Below are 15,166 nucleotides of genomic sequence, written 5' to 3'. Positions count from 1 at the left end.
TAAGTACTTTCTACATAAATTATGGTAAGGTGTAGTATATATTATTACTAAAGAAGGGGTGAGAACAATTCATCCAAACGCGATTAAAATTATGACAGTTATTTCTAATGTCTTTATTGTTTTAGGAATTATTTTTTTAATTATGATGCAAATGGTGTTAGCGATTTCAATGTTCGCTGTGTCATTAGCAATTAGTTTAGTTATATTTAACGTGCTTTTTCGAGATCGAACTGGCATGAAGATAGTCATCAACATATCATTTGCTATAGTCTTAATTGTTATTATAAGTACTTATTTTTATTTATCTTAAATAGCTATAAAGGATTGTCATCTACATGAAGCAATTAAATCATTTACGTTTACCATTCTTACTGTTGCTTATTATTATCATTGTCTTCATAGTATTATTAATAATTAATCACTCAGAACTGTTGGACAATGATCGCAACTATAGCTTTCAAGAAGCAATTCAGAAACAAACAGATTCGAGTGTATTGAATACAGTAGACAGAGATGGTGAGTTTGTAAATGCAAATAGCCGAGAAATAGAGAGGGCAATGCGCATTACTCGAGACGATAATAAGTTAAAATACATGGATATTTCACAACAAGTTCCTATGTCAAAACAAGAAGTCAAAAAGATGTTAAAAGGAAATGGTATTCTTGAAAATCAAGCTGATGCTTTTATAGAGGCTCAAGACAAATATCAAGTCAATATTATTTATTTAATAAGCCATGCACGTGTGGAGACTGCTAATGGTAACTCTAAACTTGCCAGTGGTATTAAAGAAGGTAACAATCGTTATTACAACTTTTTTGGAGTCGGTGCTTTCGATGAAAATGCTATTCATACAGGTAAGAGTTACGCTAAGGAAGCATCATGGACTTCACCACGAAAAGCGATACTTGGTGGAGCTAAATTTATTAGAACGAATTATTTTGATAATGATCAAATTACGCTGTATCAAATGAGGTGGAATCCTAAAAGTCCAGGCCAACATCAGTATGCAAGCGATATTTTATGGGCAGATAAAATCGCAAAGTATATGCAAGCATATTATGACCAATTTGGTATAAAAAAAGATGATGTACGTAAGAACTTCTATGCCTTCTAAACTGATTGGATAATAGAGTGATATACAATATAAGTTGCAACTGCAACATACTGTTAAGATAAAATTTAGGTGAATTTAATATTGAGGTGTAAATAAATGAAAATTGCAATAATAGGTGCAGGTATAGGTGGTTTAACCGCTGGCGCACTTCTTTCAGAAAAAGGACATGACGTTTCTATATTTGAAAGACAATCAAATATAAGTGAAGTTGGTGCAGGTATAGGAATTGGTGATAATGTTATCAAGAAATTAGGTAAACATGACCTAGCTAAAGGAATTAAAAATGCTGGCCAGAACTTATCTGCAATGAATGTACTAGATGATAAAGGAAATATTTTGTCTGCAGTAAAATTAAAAGAGGCTACGTTGAATGTAACATTAGCGCGACAAACTTTGATTGAATTGATACAATCTTATGTTAATCCTCAATGCATTTATACAGACCATGATGTTATTAAGGTTGAAAACGTTGAACAACATACGATGGTTCACTTTTCAAATCATGCAAGTCAAAGTTTTGATTTATGTATAGGTGCGGACGGGCTTCATTCTGTTGTCAGACAAGCTATTCATCCGAATGCGAAGATACTTTATCAAGGGTATACGTGTTTTCGTGGCTTAGTGGATGATGCTGATCTACATAACATTGATATTGCTAGTGAATATTGGGGTAAACGAGGTCGAGTAGGGATAGTGCCACTTATTAACAACCAAGCTTATTGGTTTATCACAATTAATGCGTCTGAAAAAGATCCCAAATATCAATCGTTTGAAAAACCACATCTACAAGCATATTTTAATAATTATCCTGAACCAGTACGACAAATTTTAGATAAGCAAAGTGAAACAGGTATTCTGAAGCATGATTTATATGATATGAAACCACTCAAATCATTTGTAAATCAACATATTCTATTGTTAGGGGATGCAGCGCATGCAACGACGCCTAATATGGGTCAAGGTGCTGGACAAGCTATGGAAGATGCGATTGTACTAGTTAATTGTTTAGAAGAATATGATTTAGAAAAAGCATTAAAACGTTATGATAAATTAAGAGTTAAACATACTGCAAAAGTTATCAAACGCTCAAGAAAAATTGGTAAAATAGCGCAAAAAGATAAAACGTTTGCTATTTCATTACGTAATAGTGTTATGAAACGAACACCTAAACGTTTGTTAAGTGGACAAACTAAATTCCTGTATAAAGCGAAGCATAAATAAAATAAGACGGATACTGAAGACTAATTAAGCATATAAGTTAATGATTAATATGCTTCGTAGTCTCTTTCAGTTTCCGTCTTTTTTACATTATAAATTATTTATTAACTATAAACTGTGGAGTTTCACCATTTAACTTTTTAATCGTATCATTTGCGACGATTTTAGACATCATATCTCTTGCTTCATATGTTGCGTTACCAATATGAGGTGTGATAACTACATTATCTAGTGATTTCAAACCTTCTGTAATTTCAGGTTCAAATTCATATACATCTAATGCAGCACCTTCAATTTCTTTGTCTTCTAAAGCTTTTACTAAAGCTTCTTCATTAACTATTGGACCGCGACCTGCATTAATTAAATAGGCTGTGGATTTCATCAGTTTAAATTGTTCGGTATCAATCATGTGATGTAAATCAGGATTATAAGCAGCATTGATTGTGATGAAGTCAGCATTTTCAAGTAAGGTATTTAGATCTACATATTTTGCACCAATTTCACGTTCTTTTTCTTTCTTTTGGTGAGGACCAGTATATAAGATATCCATATCAAAAGCTTTAGCACGCTTAGCTACTGCACTACCAATTTCACCTAAACCGATTATGCCAATCGTTTTGCCAGACACTTCACGACCTCTAAAGAATAAAGGTGCCCATCCATCAAAACCTTGTGTTCGAGATAATTTATCTCCTTCAACTATGCGACGCGCAACTGCTAAAACGAGTCCGAAAGTTAATTCAGCAGTTGAGGCTGTTGATGCTTTAGGTGTATTTGTTACATCAATATCTTTTTCACGTGCATATTTAACATCCACATTATTAAAGCCAGCACCATAGTTTGCAATGATTTTAAGGTTACTTGCACTATCAATCACTTCCTGATCAACATTCGTAGATAGAATGCTTATAAGCGCAGAAGCATCTTTGACACCTTCCATTAGTGTTTCTTTATCAATAATGCCTTCACCTTCATACATTTCTACTTCAAAGTGTTCTTTAAGTAAATTTAATCCTACTTCTGGAATTGCACCTGCTATATAAACTTTTACCATTAAACTCACTCCTTATCAATAATCTCTCTTTAAGTATAATAAAAGGAGAAAACGTATACAAATGTAATTCATACAATTTTATTAAATCATTTTAAGGCCGATTACAGAGAAGAGTATCAAGAAAATAAAAATGATACGGCTAAAATGTGTTGATTCTTTGTAAAATAACATTCCTACAATAGCTCCTCCAGCTGTGCCAATACCAGTCCATATAGCATATGCTGTTCCCATTGGAATTGTTGTCATAGCTAATTTTAATACACTAAAACTAAAAATAAACGTAATTGCCATTAAAACAATATAAAATTTTTGTTTTGAGCGTGCATATTGGTTTAACCATATGACACCAAGTACCTCTAATAATCCTGCAATGAGTAAATATAGCCATGACATATTACATTCCTCCCTTAGGTGAGTCATACGTTGACAGTTTAAGTCCAATAATGCCAACTAATAACAGAAGCAGTAATACAACTTTCATTTTTGTAAAAGGTTCTCCAAAGAAAAGCATATCTGCAATAACTGTACCAGCAGCTCCTATTCCCACAAATACTGCATAAACTGTACCGACTGGAAGTTGTTTAGAGGCGGAAATCATCAAGTAGAAGCTTAGTGCAATAAAAACTAATGTAAATAACCAAGTTGCAAAATTATGGGCATTATTTAATCCAATTACCCAAATAACTTCAATAATGCCAGCTAAGATGACTTTAAGCCATTGCATACCTTCACACTCCTTATAAAATAAAGACTAATATGCTTATTCTCTCAAAGCGTTACTTTTTATTCAATTTGTAAAACTTAAAAAGGACTTCGGATTGGGACAGAAATAATATTTTCTCAAAATTTATTTCGTTGTATCCCCAACTTGCTTAGCTTGTAGAATTTCTTTAGGAAATTCTCTTTGCTGGGGCCCCGCCTACCAGTCAAGGATGACTAGGTTTGAAAAAAGCTTGATTCAAGCGCATTTTCAAATCAGTCATCTACTGACAAAATGATAAAGTAGGCTGAGACATTTTATATTGTCCCAGCCTCTAGTCCTACATGAATGATTAGAATTGAGAAAGCTTGATTTAAAGCGACTTTTCAACCATTTAGCTACTGTGAATTTACAATGCAGCTCTATAGTATAATGTTATCCTATATTTATGATTAGCATCATTTAAGCTTTATTTAAAATTATGATAAATGGATGTAGTTATAAGAACTAGCTTGGCTAGCTGAAATTGTACGTGTATCTTTGACATATGGTCCACCAGAATAATTCATTTCAGAAACAGTTACTGAACCATCGCTACCAACACTTTCTACATACGCAACATGTCCATAAGAACCTTCAGATGTTTGAAGAATTGAACCTTTTTCTGGAGTATTATTTACAGTGTACCCTGCTGCTGATGCTACACTCGCCCAGTTATTAGCATTTCCCCAAGTACTACCGATTTTACCACCAACTCTGTCATATACATACCAAGTACATTGGCCGGCTGTGTATAAATTACCTGATGTAGAAGATGTAGTTTGAGTTGAAGAAGACGTAGTTGTAGAAGAACTACTAGATGACGAACTTCCATCTGATGTTGTTGAAGTTGTAGTGCTTTGATTATAGTTGAAAGATTGTTGTTTAAATTGAGGCTGTTGATAACCTTGTCCTTGTTGATGACTAAATTGCATATTTTGACCATGTGGACTTTGTTGTCCGAATTGATTATGTTGTGGTGTTGAATTGTGAATATATTCTGCAGCATCTGCATGGTTAGCATTTAATCCTAATGCTGATACACCAATGCCTGCTGTTAAAGTTGAAATTGTAATAATTTTTTTCATAGTAAAAAGTCCTCCCAAAATTTGTATTCAACAATAGGTTGAAAATAGCGATATGTTGAATAGACTTTGAATTTGTATTTTTTTGTCGCTCCCAACGACATGTCATACTTTATCAGATTCTATTAGCACTGTGTGCAATGTTACGATTTCGTAAATGAAATACAAAAACCTTGAACAACTCCGTAATAAAGAGTAGTTCAAGGTTACGTACTGTAATATAGCTTGAATTATGCATGTATACTACATCAATCTTATATTTAGTTAGTGTTAACAAATGATTATTGTTACAACCCTTTGTAATATTAGATGCTGTACAACTTATTTGAAGAAACGAATTGATAAAGGCACTACATACTCTTTTCCACCAAAATATTTAACGCATGCAACGATATGAAAAACTACATATAGGATAGTAAGTATAATTAATAGTAATGAAAGAACAAATAATAATATTGTAGCGATAATGATCGCTGCTTCATTATTAACTATATATATGAAAAATACAGGTACCATACATATACCAACAACAAAGTTCCAAATTAAATAAGAAATAAGCATGTTGAAGTAATTCTTTCCAGCTTTATCAACTAATCGTGATTCATTACGCTTGATAGCCCAAATAATAATTGGACCTATTACAGAAGTGAAGAACCCCAATAGGAAAATTAACATAGACATTAATCGGGCATCATCTTCATTATCTCTCTTTACCATAGAGTCTTGTGATTGATCATAATAATCCGACATAATAATACTCCTCTCAATTAAAAAGTTATGTTTCATAATTAATATAACAAAGTTACTTAAAAAAGATTAGTTAATTTTAAAATTAATATAAATAATTGAGTTGTGTTTAATTTTTGAAAAATAGGATATAGTTTAGCGTTGTATAAAAATTGATTACTAATGATATTAGTAAAACTCATTATTAGGATTTGGCATTAGCTGACTGAATAGAAATAATGTTGATTTAAGATATATTTTTATTCTAGCCAACTTTGCCCGGGAGCGGGACTTAAATATGATCATTTTAATAAATGGTTGTATTTGAGGATATGAAGAAATCTATTTACATTTATTAGATTTCTAACCTGCTCCCTTAATTTTTTAAATGAAAAGCAGAGACGCTGATTTGATTAAGAAAGGAAGTTATAACTATGAAAATAGCGGTAGTAGGATCAGGTAACGGTGCAGTTACAGCGGCAGTAGATATGGTAAATCAAGGACATGATGTGAAATTATATTGTCGAAATTCATCCATTAAAAAATTTAATAACGCATTAGAAAAGGGTGGATTTGATTTTAATAATGAAGGTACAGAATCATTTGTACCATTTACAGACATAAGTGATGACATTGAATATGTATTGAAAGATGCTGAGATAATTCAAGTTATCATTCCATCATCATATATTGAATACTATGCGGAAATTATGGCTGAGCATGTAACAAGTGATCAACTTATTTTCTTCAATATTGCAGCTGCCATGGCGTCAATTCGATTTATTAACGTACTTGAAGATAAACATATTGAGGTAGAGCCGAAGTTTGCTGAAGCTAATACACTTACTTACGGTACGCGCGTTGACTTTGAAAATGCACGCGTAGACTTATCATTGAATGTACGTAAAGTATTCTTTTCTACATATAATAAGAAGGAACTTAGTGACAGCTTTGAAAAAGTAAGTCAAATATATCCGTATCTTGTTAAAGAAGAAAATCTATGGAAGACAAATTTAGAAAACGGAAACCCAGAGGTTCATCCTGGTCCAACGTTATTAAATGTAGGAAGAATTGATTATGCTGATTCATTTGCCCTCTATAAAGAAGGTATTACGAAGCACACAGTAAGATTATTACATGCAATTGAATTGGAACGTTTAACACTAGGGCGTAAATTAGGATTTGAACTTTTAACAGCCAAAGAAGCACGTATTCAAAGAGGCTATTTAGAACGTAAAGACGAAGATGAACCATTAAATCGTTTATTTAATACAAGTCCTGTGTTTTCTCAAATACCAGGGCCTAATTCAGTACAAAATCGTTATTTAACTGAAGATATTGCATATGGACTAGTACTATGGTCAAGTTTAGGGCGTGCAATTGATGTTGAAACGCCTAATATAGATGCTGTTATCATGATTGCATCAACAATTTTAGAACGTGACTTTTTCGATGAAGGTCTAAAAGTAGAAGAACTTGGTTTAGAAAAACTTGGTTTAGAATAATTAACAAATTTAGATTACTAAAAATGAATCTTTAATTAACATTCTATTTATGATTAAATGCACATCTAACTATGAAAAGAGGTAATTAACTAAAAGGAAAAGAGGAATGTGTATGAAAAGACAGCCATCATTTTTGGAAGCAATATCTACAATTATCGTTATGGTTATTGTCGTGACAATAGGCTTTATAAAATTTAATATTCCCATTCAGGTACTGTTACTCATATCATCTGCATATGCAGCTTTGATAGCTTGGCGAGTAGGCTTAAAATGGAAAGATTTAGAAGAGGGAATTACACGAAGATTAACGACGGCTATGCCTGCAATATTTATTATACTAGCTGTAGGTATAATAGTTGGAAGTTGGATGTATTCTGGAACTGTTCCAGCTTTAATATACTACGGTCTAAAGTTTTTAAATCCACATTACTTTTTAGTTTCTGCCTTTTTAATATCAGCTATTAGTAGTTTAGCTACTGGGACAGCCTGGGGATCAGCTTCAACAGCTGGTATTGCGTTGATATCAATTGCGCATCAGTTGAATATCGATATGGGTATGACAGCAGGTGCTATTATTGCAGGTGCGGTCTTTGGTGATAAAATGTCACCATTATCAGATACAACTAACTTAGCTGCTTTAGTAACTAAGGTAAATATCTTTTCTCATATCAGATCAATGATGTGGACAACGATACCTGCTTCAATTATTGGACTAATAGTTTGGTTCTTTGCAGGGTTAACTTCAAAAGGGTCAGTGAATACGAAACAAATTAATAAGTTACTGAATGAACTTGATGGTATCTATAATATAAATATTTGGGTGTGGGTGCCGTTATTAGTCATAATCATATGTTTAGTTTGTAACGTATCTACTGTACCATCTATGTTAGCATCAAGTTTAAGTGCAGTTATTATTGGAACATTAAATAATCATTTTAATATAGTTGATGGTTTTAAAGCTATGTTTAATGGATTTACACCTGCGATGACTGGACATTCCAATCTTTCTACCAATGCAACATCGCTATTAGAACAAGGTGGAATGATGAGTATGACAGAAATACTAGTGACAATATTTTGTGGGTATGCATTTGCAGGTATTGTTGAAGTATCGGGATGTTTAGATGTCATGTTAAAAACGGTTTCTAAAGGTATACATTCAGTAGGAACGCTTATATTAATAACAGTCATTTGCTGTTTAATGTTAGTATTTGCAGCTGGTGTAGCATCTATAGTAATTATTATGGTGGGTGTCTTAATGAAAGACATGTTTGTTAGTAGGAATTTAGATAAATCAAATTTATCAAGAACTTTAGAAGATTCAAGTACGATGGTGTTGCCGTTAATACCATGGGGAACTTCAGGCATATACTACACACAACAACTGGGAGTATCAGTAGATCAATTCTTTATTTGGACAGTTCCATGCTACTTGTGTGCAGTATTAGCAATTATTTACGGCTTTACTGGAATTGGTATTAGAAAATTAGATAACAAAAGTTATGTAAAAAATTCGTGAAAATATGTTTAATCATTTGTGAAAAGGATGTATTTAAGTATGTTAAAACGTTACATAGATATTTTTGTAGCGAGAATTGGATCCATGAACGATGGACAAACGAATTTATTATCAACAATTATGTAGTAATAGATATAACAAATCAAGAAAGAATGAATTTGTTCGAAATAGATTAAGATTGGAAAGTATTGATTATTACTTTCCAATCTTTTTTGTTTTTAATTATACGGCAGGATGATATTTATATCTCATAATAAGATTTTTAAACTAGTGGAGATGCATGTTGTTTAATGTATATATCTTTGAGTCTGAAAGTAAGCGCAAAAAAGCGATCCAAAAATGGATCGCTTTTATACTTATTAATAAAATTAGTGAATGTAGTTATATGAAGCAGCTTGGCTAGCTGAAATAGTACGTGAAGTAACAACACCAGCACCATGACCATAGTTCATTTCTGATACTGTAACTGAACCGTCACTACCAACACTTTCAACGAATGCTACGTGACCATATGCACCTTGTGAAGTTTGTAAAATAGCACCAGCTGATGGTGAATTGTTTACTGTGTAACCTGAAGCAGCTGCAGCGCTTGCCCAGTTATTAGCATTTCCCCAAGTTGAACCGATTTTACCGCCAACTCTATCAAATACATAATATGTACATTGACCAGCAGTATATAAGTTACTACCTGAACTTGAAGTTCTTGAAATTGAAACGCCAGTTGATTGTGATGATGGAGCAGTAGTTGTAGTTACTTTAATGTTACGATCTGAAGTTGAGTAACTAGCACCTAAACCACCAGTTTGTTGATTATTTGCACTATATGATTGAGTGTTATTGCTGTAGTTGCTGTAGTTGTTGTAGTTATTATAGTTATTGTAATTATATGAATAGTTGTTGTATGAATAATTAGATTGACTAGAGTGATTTACTTGATTTGGGCTCCAGTTACCTTTCCAAGTGTAATGATAGTTACCTTGTTGGTCGATAGTGTAAGAGTAGCTGTATGAAGTTGGATCATTTGGGTTATATCCTTGTTCTGCTGCATGTGCCTCATGACCATGTCCAGCGATAGCGATAGTTGCAACTCCTGCAGTAGCGATTGTAGCTGTAGCGATTTTTTTCATTGTAAAATTTCCTCCTGAGAATTAAATTAATATTTTATATTTAATAGTCATTTGATGACCCTTGAGTCCAGTTTTTAATAAGTTTCTTAACGACAAGACATACTTTATCAGAAAAAAATCATTTTGTGTGCGTTGTTATCATTTTGTAATTTTTTGCTAATAAATAGTGTTGAGTTAAATACAATAAGTAATTTTTTGTAATATTAAAAAACGTTGTCATAACAGTGTTTAAAAAAATATATGAAAAAGATACTCATTTTCTTGTAACATTTTTGTAAAGTAACAGCAAAAATTAATTTGATATAAAATTAATAGAATTCATTATTTTTGTATTGTTTTAAAATTATATATATACAAAAGATCTATTAATTAAATTGTATTATTACTCTGAAATGCTATAAAAGAAGCTCTTATTAGGGATTATTCATAAAAACATTATAAAAAATATACAAAAACATTTATATAAGATAATAAAATGATATAATTGGTTAAAAGTTTGCTACTGCTAATACCGAAATAAAACATACAATTATATATGAAGATAGGCATTCAAAAAAGCGTTTAATTAGAAAATCGTTATTAATGCAGCAATAGTTATTAGCGTTATGGGGGATAATTTATTATTTCTGTTTATGTCATATCTTTATATATTATAAAGTGAAAGGACGTTCGTATGATTGATAACTTTTCGGTAAAGCTTTTAAAAAATATAAAGATAAGTAGTCAAAAGGAATCAAATATTAAATTAATCTATTGGCTAAAGGGGTCAGGGAGAGTAATTTTAAATTTAAAGAAATTTCAAATGAAAGAGAGAGATTTATTATTTGTAATGTTAAATGATATTTACTCGATTGAGAATGAGGATGGAGCAATTATCGCTAGTATTGAAATAGCATTCAAAGATTATTTGAAATATGCTGATGATTATATTAAGTCTAATGGATATAAATTTCCTTCTATTGAAAGAAAACAATTAGAACCCTTTATTTTAAATTTACTTGATTTTGAAAGTAGTAAGTCAGATAAATTACAAATAAAAGATAAGCTGGTAAAACACTTATGTGTAGAATTAGGATACTTGCAGAGAAATCAACGCACTCATTACAAACTAGATAATGCCTTAGTTGACAAAGTACATAAGTATATTATTAAACATCACAGTAATAAGATAAGTCGCCAAGATATGGCTAATGCACTCAATATGTCAGCCAAGGAACTTAGTAAAGTCATCAAGTATCACACGCCTTATCATAATATTACACAATATATTAATGATGTTAGATTAAAATTATGTTTGATAGACATTTTAAAAAGTAATCATTTAATACAAGATATTGCATATAAGCATGGATTCAATCATTTTCCACATTTCATTGCTTTATTTAATAAAAAATACGGCACCACACCTGGTCAAATCAGAACTAAGAATCAATCGCATCAATATCAATCATTTAATCAATCAGAAATACCATTAGATGAAGAAACACAATTATTAATTGCTGAAGCAAAAGATAATTACAGTTCAACTGAATAATAATAGATATAAGTCAAACATGATGATTGAGTACAAGTAAACACGACCTTTCAATTGATAAATAATAAAGATAATGTTGTTTATTTAAGAAATCAAGTCAATGTCTATCTTTAATAGATTGGATAAATATAGAGTTATATATTCAATAGTTTCAAATGCAGTTTTAAAATATGGGGCTATGATTAGACAATTTGTTATCAAATTAGCATGGAAACTCTTAACCGTCCAATCCTGAAATAGTGTTATGAGGTGATAGCTATGATGAATAAAAATAAGCTAGAAACATTATTATTTTATCTTGTTTTTATGAAAGCGGTAGGTGAGGTGCTAAAGTATAGTTACCAATTAAAATTTGAGCAATTAAAAACATTGTATGAAATCATTAAATATTTTCATGTTCATCATCAAGGCGTTTATATAGATGAGTTAATCACTTATCAAACCATTTCAAAAAGACAATTACGACATCATTTAGAGCATTTATATCATTTAGGATGGATCACTAAATTGCGTGATGATAATGACCAAAGACGTATATTATTTCTCCCATCCAATAGCTGTCAAGATAAACTGAACATTATGTTTATGGAAGTTAGTGAAATGATAAAAGGGAAAAATTTTGACTATTTAGTAGAAACAACAGCCCACTATAATAAATTAGGGCAGGTTATAACCATTTTTGACGCACTTTACAAAGTTCGAAATATAGCAAAGGAGTCTAATTTGAGTTTGGATGAATTGTTTTTATTAGGTAAGTTACTATCTAGTCGACAAGTTATTTCATTAAAAGAAATTCAGGCAATGTCATATCGATATTTAATATGTATGAACGTGGTTATTAATGATCTTTATCAAAAAGGATATTTAGAAAAGTATCGTAATTCAATAGATGAACGTATTGTAAATGTAAAATTTATTGAATCACGAGCATATGAAACAAATAAATTATTTATTAGATGTTACAATAAGTTCCAAGAGGAAATGAAGTACAATAAAATATCATAATATGTAAGGAGAATGAATTCATGATTCTAGATAATGTGAATCCCAACGATTTGTTTCCAACAGAGTCAAAAGGCCCTTCAGTATTAGGTGTCATTGAGTATAATGTTCAAGGCCAAAGTGAATTTGAAGGAGCATTTATTGCCACTTCTGAAAGATTAATTATGAATGTAGATATGAATGGTCAATTCTATTATAGAAATATCCCATATAATGAAATAGAAGAAATACATTTTAATGGCACAGGTATTTTGTTTACTTTTAATATTGGAAAAGTACCAATGAAACAAATCAAAACTAAAGACGTTAAAGCATTCGTTGATTATGTGGAGTCTAAAATTAAATAATCAAAAAGTTGAATAAAACCTAAAATACGCTACTATGATTCTAAAGGAAGCAACGCTTGTTATAGTTATATTATTATTACAATTAGCTGAGGCTAAAAACATGTGAGTCTGTAACATAAATAATATAATGTTGCTATTTTGCAAATTTGCAGTAGTTGACTGAGATGAGAAGACACTTAAATCATACTTTCCTCAGTTCTGGTCATTCTTGTAGGGTTGGGACGACGAATTTTTATAAAGAATTCTGTCTCAGTCCTCTTTTTTATCTCCAAATGAATACCTATAGTGACTAATTGATTATATATAATTTAATTGATGCAACTTGTTATTGATAATTAATATCATTTGGATTTCATAAAAATATTGAAATATTATACATAAATGTTATAAAATAATTTTTATAGCATAAGAAATGTTTGGTAAGTAATAAATAGTAGACATGAACCTTGTAGCAACAAGACGTACATCAGAGGAGTGGTTTAGAATATGGGACAAATTAAAGACATCAATGATTTAGTTAACGCAACATTTCAAGTTAAAAAGTTCTTCAAAGATACTAAAAAGAAATATAATTTAAATTATGAAGAGGTTTATATTTTAAATTATATTGCGAGAAGTAAAACGAATGAAATAACTTCAAAGGAAATTGCAACGTATTCAGAGTTTAAACCTTATTACTTAACTAAAGCATTACAGAAGTTAAAAGATTTACAGTTACTTTCAAAAAAACGTAGCATACAAGATGAAAGAATAGTTATTGTTTATGTAACAGATGAACAACGAGACAAAATTAATAAACTGATTGCTGAATTAGAGAAGTACATTAAGTAATCAACGTTTATTCATAAAAGACTTAAGTTTTGAGAGATTTAATCTCATTGACTTAAGTCTTTTTGTGTTTATAATCCCTTAAGTGGTTAACTTTCAATTTGTAATGTCGAGTGATAAACTAGGTTTAAATAATAATGACAATGAACAGGTGATATAATTGATCGATTCAGTTCTGATTAATACAGATATTCAAAAGAAATGGATAAAAAAATTTCAATCAATAGAAGAGACGTTTAAAGCAAGAGCAACAGGGAATGATAAACAATCTAGGTTCCCTTATGAGAATATTGAATGGCTAGTTAAAGAAGGTTATAGCTTACTAACGCTACCTGTAGAATATGGTGGAGAAGGTGCCACTATTGAAGATATGGTTGTTTTGCAAACATATTTAGGTGCTATTGACGGTGCAACAGCATTATCTATTGGTTGGCATTTAAGTGTTATAGGTCAAATATATGAACAAACGATGTGGAAGCAGGACATGCTTAATCGCTTTGCAAAAGATATCGAAAATGGAGCTCTTGTTAATCGAGCGGTAAGTGAAGCGGATACAGGGAGCCCAACTCGCGGAGGCAGACCTGCGACACATGCAGTAAAACAAGGTGACGGTTACTTATTAAATGGTGTTAAAACGTATACATCAATGAGTAAAGCATTGACCCATTATATTGTAGCTGCATATGTAGATGATTTACAGGAAGTAGGTTTCTTCTTAGTACCAAGAGAATTTGATGGTGTAGAAATTGCAGATAATTGGAATATGGTAGGTATGAGAGCTACAGAAAGTCACGATTTAGTATTGAATGATGTATGGATACCTAAAGACTTTTTCGTAGAGTCAAAAAGAAAGCCACAACCGAATGGCTGGATATTACATATTCCAAGTACATATTTAGGAATTGCACAGGCGGCAAGAAATTATGCCATAGACTTTGCGACGAGTTATGGTCCAAATAGTATAGAAGGAACTATTAGTCATTTACCAACTGTACAACAAAACATTGGGAAAATGGAGTCTTTACTATTATCAGCACGTCACTTTTTATGGAGTACCGCAAAAGGATATAATTATTCAGAAAATCAATCACACTTATGGAATGAAACATCTGCTAGTAAAGTGCTAGTGATGAACCAAGGGTTAGAAGTTGTTGATTTAGCGATGAGAATTGTTGGTGCAAAAAGTCTGGAAATGGATCGTCCGTTACAACGCTATTATCGAGATATGAGAGCTGGATTACACAATCCACCAATGGAAGATGCAGCATACACTAATATAGCGAAATCTTTATGTAATTTATTTTAAGAGTATAATAACTATAGATTTTAGGGAGTGGGACAGAAATAATATTTTCTCAAAATTTATT

The 15,166-nt window shown here is 31.4% G+C and carries 16 protein-coding genes; 10 read left to right on the top strand and 6 right to left on the bottom strand.

Features of this window, described 5'->3' with window-relative positions:
- The first annotated feature begins 91 nt into the window (after window positions 1–91).
- The 3 genes from HMPREF3134_RS09435 (at window position 92) to HMPREF3134_RS09425 (ending at window position 2,336) form a co-directional block, all read left to right on the top strand.
- On the top strand, window positions 92–310 hold the full coding sequence (locus HMPREF3134_RS09435; RefSeq protein ID WP_037549895.1) for a hypothetical protein: 219 nt from the start codon (window positions 92–94) through the stop codon (window positions 308–310).
- 25 nt (window positions 311–335) lie between these two features.
- On the top strand, window positions 336–1,115 hold the full coding sequence (locus tag HMPREF3134_RS09430) for an N-acetylglucosaminidase (protein WP_070442464.1): 780 nt from the start codon (window positions 336–338) through the stop codon (window positions 1,113–1,115).
- Window positions 1,116–1,211: 96 nt separating this feature from the next.
- Window positions 1,212–2,336 carry an FAD-dependent monooxygenase gene (locus tag HMPREF3134_RS09425; RefSeq protein WP_070442461.1) on the top strand — a complete coding sequence of 375 codons (1,125 nt, stop codon included), beginning with the start codon at window positions 1,212–1,214 and terminating at the stop codon, window positions 2,334–2,336.
- Between the two features lie 94 nt (window positions 2,337–2,430).
- Here HMPREF3134_RS09425 and HMPREF3134_RS09420 read toward each other — a convergent pair whose 3' ends face one another.
- The 5 genes from HMPREF3134_RS09420 to HMPREF3134_RS09400 form a co-directional block, all read right to left on the bottom strand.
- Complete coding sequence (locus HMPREF3134_RS09420; RefSeq protein WP_070442458.1) at window positions 2,431–3,387, bottom strand: 2-hydroxyacid dehydrogenase family protein; 957 nt, start codon at window positions 3,385–3,387, stop codon at window positions 2,431–2,433.
- Window positions 3,388–3,468: 81 nt separating this feature from the next.
- Entirely contained in the window at window positions 3,469–3,780 is a 312-nt protein-coding gene (locus tag HMPREF3134_RS09415) for a DMT family transporter (protein ID WP_037549867.1), read from the bottom strand.
- A gap of 1 nt (window position 3,781) precedes the next feature.
- Window positions 3,782–4,111, bottom strand: a complete 330-nt coding sequence (locus HMPREF3134_RS09410; RefSeq protein WP_037549865.1) for a DMT family transporter — start codon at window positions 4,109–4,111, stop codon at window positions 3,782–3,784.
- A gap of 455 nt (window positions 4,112–4,566) precedes the next feature.
- Entirely contained in the window at window positions 4,567–5,214 is a 648-nt protein-coding gene (locus tag HMPREF3134_RS09405; protein ID WP_070442455.1) for a CHAP domain-containing protein, read from the bottom strand.
- 318 nt (window positions 5,215–5,532) lie between these two features.
- A complete protein-coding gene (locus tag HMPREF3134_RS09400; RefSeq protein ID WP_053025492.1) occupies window positions 5,533–5,961 on the bottom strand; it encodes a DUF4870 domain-containing protein in 429 nt (142 codons plus the stop codon).
- A gap of 410 nt (window positions 5,962–6,371) precedes the next feature.
- On the opposite strand from HMPREF3134_RS09400, the gene HMPREF3134_RS09395 reads away from it, so the two are divergent.
- On the top strand, window positions 6,372–7,442 hold the full coding sequence (locus HMPREF3134_RS09395; protein ID WP_053025490.1) for an NAD/NADP-dependent octopine/nopaline dehydrogenase family protein: 1,071 nt from the start codon (window positions 6,372–6,374) through the stop codon (window positions 7,440–7,442).
- 112 nt (window positions 7,443–7,554) lie between these two features.
- Complete coding sequence (gene nhaC / locus HMPREF3134_RS09390; protein ID WP_070442452.1) at window positions 7,555–8,961, top strand: Na+/H+ antiporter NhaC; 1,407 nt, start codon at window positions 7,555–7,557, stop codon at window positions 8,959–8,961.
- 368 nt (window positions 8,962–9,329) lie between these two features.
- On the opposite strand, the gene HMPREF3134_RS09385 is transcribed toward nhaC, so the two are convergent.
- Window positions 9,330–10,088, bottom strand: coding sequence for a CHAP domain-containing protein (locus HMPREF3134_RS09385; RefSeq protein ID WP_070442449.1), 759 nt, complete (start codon window positions 10,086–10,088; stop codon window positions 9,330–9,332).
- 802 nt (window positions 10,089–10,890) lie between these two features.
- Between HMPREF3134_RS09385 and HMPREF3134_RS09380 the strand changes: the two genes are divergently transcribed.
- The 5 genes from HMPREF3134_RS09380 to HMPREF3134_RS09360 all read left to right on the top strand — a co-directional run bounded on the left by HMPREF3134_RS09380 (window position 10,891) and on the right by HMPREF3134_RS09360 (window position 15,105).
- On the top strand, window positions 10,891–11,622 hold the full coding sequence (locus HMPREF3134_RS09380; RefSeq protein ID WP_240556358.1) for a helix-turn-helix transcriptional regulator: 732 nt from the start codon (window positions 10,891–10,893) through the stop codon (window positions 11,620–11,622).
- 258 nt (window positions 11,623–11,880) lie between these two features.
- A complete protein-coding gene (locus HMPREF3134_RS09375; protein ID WP_240556360.1) occupies window positions 11,881–12,627 on the top strand; it encodes a transcriptional regulator, SarA/Rot family in 747 nt (248 codons plus the stop codon).
- Window positions 12,628–12,647: 20 nt separating this feature from the next.
- Window positions 12,648–12,971: a PH domain-containing protein gene (locus tag HMPREF3134_RS09370; RefSeq protein ID WP_037549846.1), complete on the top strand. Its 324-nt coding sequence runs from the start codon at window positions 12,648–12,650 to the stop codon at window positions 12,969–12,971.
- A gap of 486 nt (window positions 12,972–13,457) precedes the next feature.
- Window positions 13,458–13,802: a transcriptional regulator, SarA/Rot family gene (locus HMPREF3134_RS09365; RefSeq protein WP_037549844.1), complete on the top strand. Its 345-nt coding sequence runs from the start codon at window positions 13,458–13,460 to the stop codon at window positions 13,800–13,802.
- Window positions 13,803–13,962: 160 nt separating this feature from the next.
- Window positions 13,963–15,105: an acyl-CoA dehydrogenase family protein gene (locus HMPREF3134_RS09360; RefSeq protein ID WP_176744140.1), complete on the top strand. Its 1,143-nt coding sequence runs from the start codon at window positions 13,963–13,965 to the stop codon at window positions 15,103–15,105.
- Window positions 15,106–15,166 lie beyond the last annotated feature (61 nt).

Source organism: Staphylococcus sp. HMSC14D10 (assembly GCF_001808125.1).
In the GTDB taxonomy this organism is placed as follows: domain Bacteria; phylum Bacillota; class Bacilli; order Staphylococcales; family Staphylococcaceae; genus Staphylococcus; species Staphylococcus haemolyticus.
This window is presented reverse-complemented; position numbering and strand designations above follow the sequence as displayed.

What these genes read in the sequence shown, in the direction of transcription:
- HMPREF3134_RS09435 (WP_037549895.1), top strand. Translation starts at nt 92, where the DNA reads ATGACAGTTATTTCTAATGTCTTTATTGTTTTAGGAATTATTTTTTTA.
- HMPREF3134_RS09430 (WP_070442464.1), top strand. Translation starts at nt 336, where the DNA reads ATGAAGCAATTAAATCATTTACGTTTACCATTCTTACTGTTGCTTATT.
- HMPREF3134_RS09425 (WP_070442461.1), top strand. Translation starts at nt 1,212, where the DNA reads ATGAAAATTGCAATAATAGGTGCAGGTATAGGTGGTTTAACCGCTGGC.
- HMPREF3134_RS09420 (WP_070442458.1), bottom strand. Translation starts at nt 3,387, where the DNA reads ATGGTAAAAGTTTATATAGCAGGTGCAATTCCAGAAGTAGGATTAAAT.
- HMPREF3134_RS09415 (WP_037549867.1), bottom strand. Translation starts at nt 3,780, where the DNA reads ATGTCATGGCTATATTTACTCATTGCAGGATTATTAGAGGTACTTGGT.
- HMPREF3134_RS09410 (WP_037549865.1), bottom strand. Translation starts at nt 4,111, where the DNA reads ATGCAATGGCTTAAAGTCATCTTAGCTGGCATTATTGAAGTTATTTGG.
- HMPREF3134_RS09405 (WP_070442455.1), bottom strand. Translation starts at nt 5,214, where the DNA reads ATGAAAAAAATTATTACAATTTCAACTTTAACAGCAGGCATTGGTGTA.
- HMPREF3134_RS09400 (WP_053025492.1), bottom strand. Translation starts at nt 5,961, where the DNA reads ATGTCGGATTATTATGATCAATCACAAGACTCTATGGTAAAGAGAGAT.
- HMPREF3134_RS09395 (WP_053025490.1), top strand. Translation starts at nt 6,372, where the DNA reads ATGAAAATAGCGGTAGTAGGATCAGGTAACGGTGCAGTTACAGCGGCA.
- nhaC (WP_070442452.1), top strand. Translation starts at nt 7,555, where the DNA reads ATGAAAAGACAGCCATCATTTTTGGAAGCAATATCTACAATTATCGTT.
- HMPREF3134_RS09385 (WP_070442449.1), bottom strand. Translation starts at nt 10,088, where the DNA reads ATGAAAAAAATCGCTACAGCTACAATCGCTACTGCAGGAGTTGCAACT.
- HMPREF3134_RS09380 (WP_240556358.1), top strand. Translation starts at nt 10,891, where the DNA reads ATGAAAGAGAGAGATTTATTATTTGTAATGTTAAATGATATTTACTCG.
- HMPREF3134_RS09375 (WP_240556360.1), top strand. Translation starts at nt 11,881, where the DNA reads ATGATGAATAAAAATAAGCTAGAAACATTATTATTTTATCTTGTTTTT.
- HMPREF3134_RS09370 (WP_037549846.1), top strand. Translation starts at nt 12,648, where the DNA reads ATGATTCTAGATAATGTGAATCCCAACGATTTGTTTCCAACAGAGTCA.
- HMPREF3134_RS09365 (WP_037549844.1), top strand. Translation starts at nt 13,458, where the DNA reads ATGGGACAAATTAAAGACATCAATGATTTAGTTAACGCAACATTTCAA.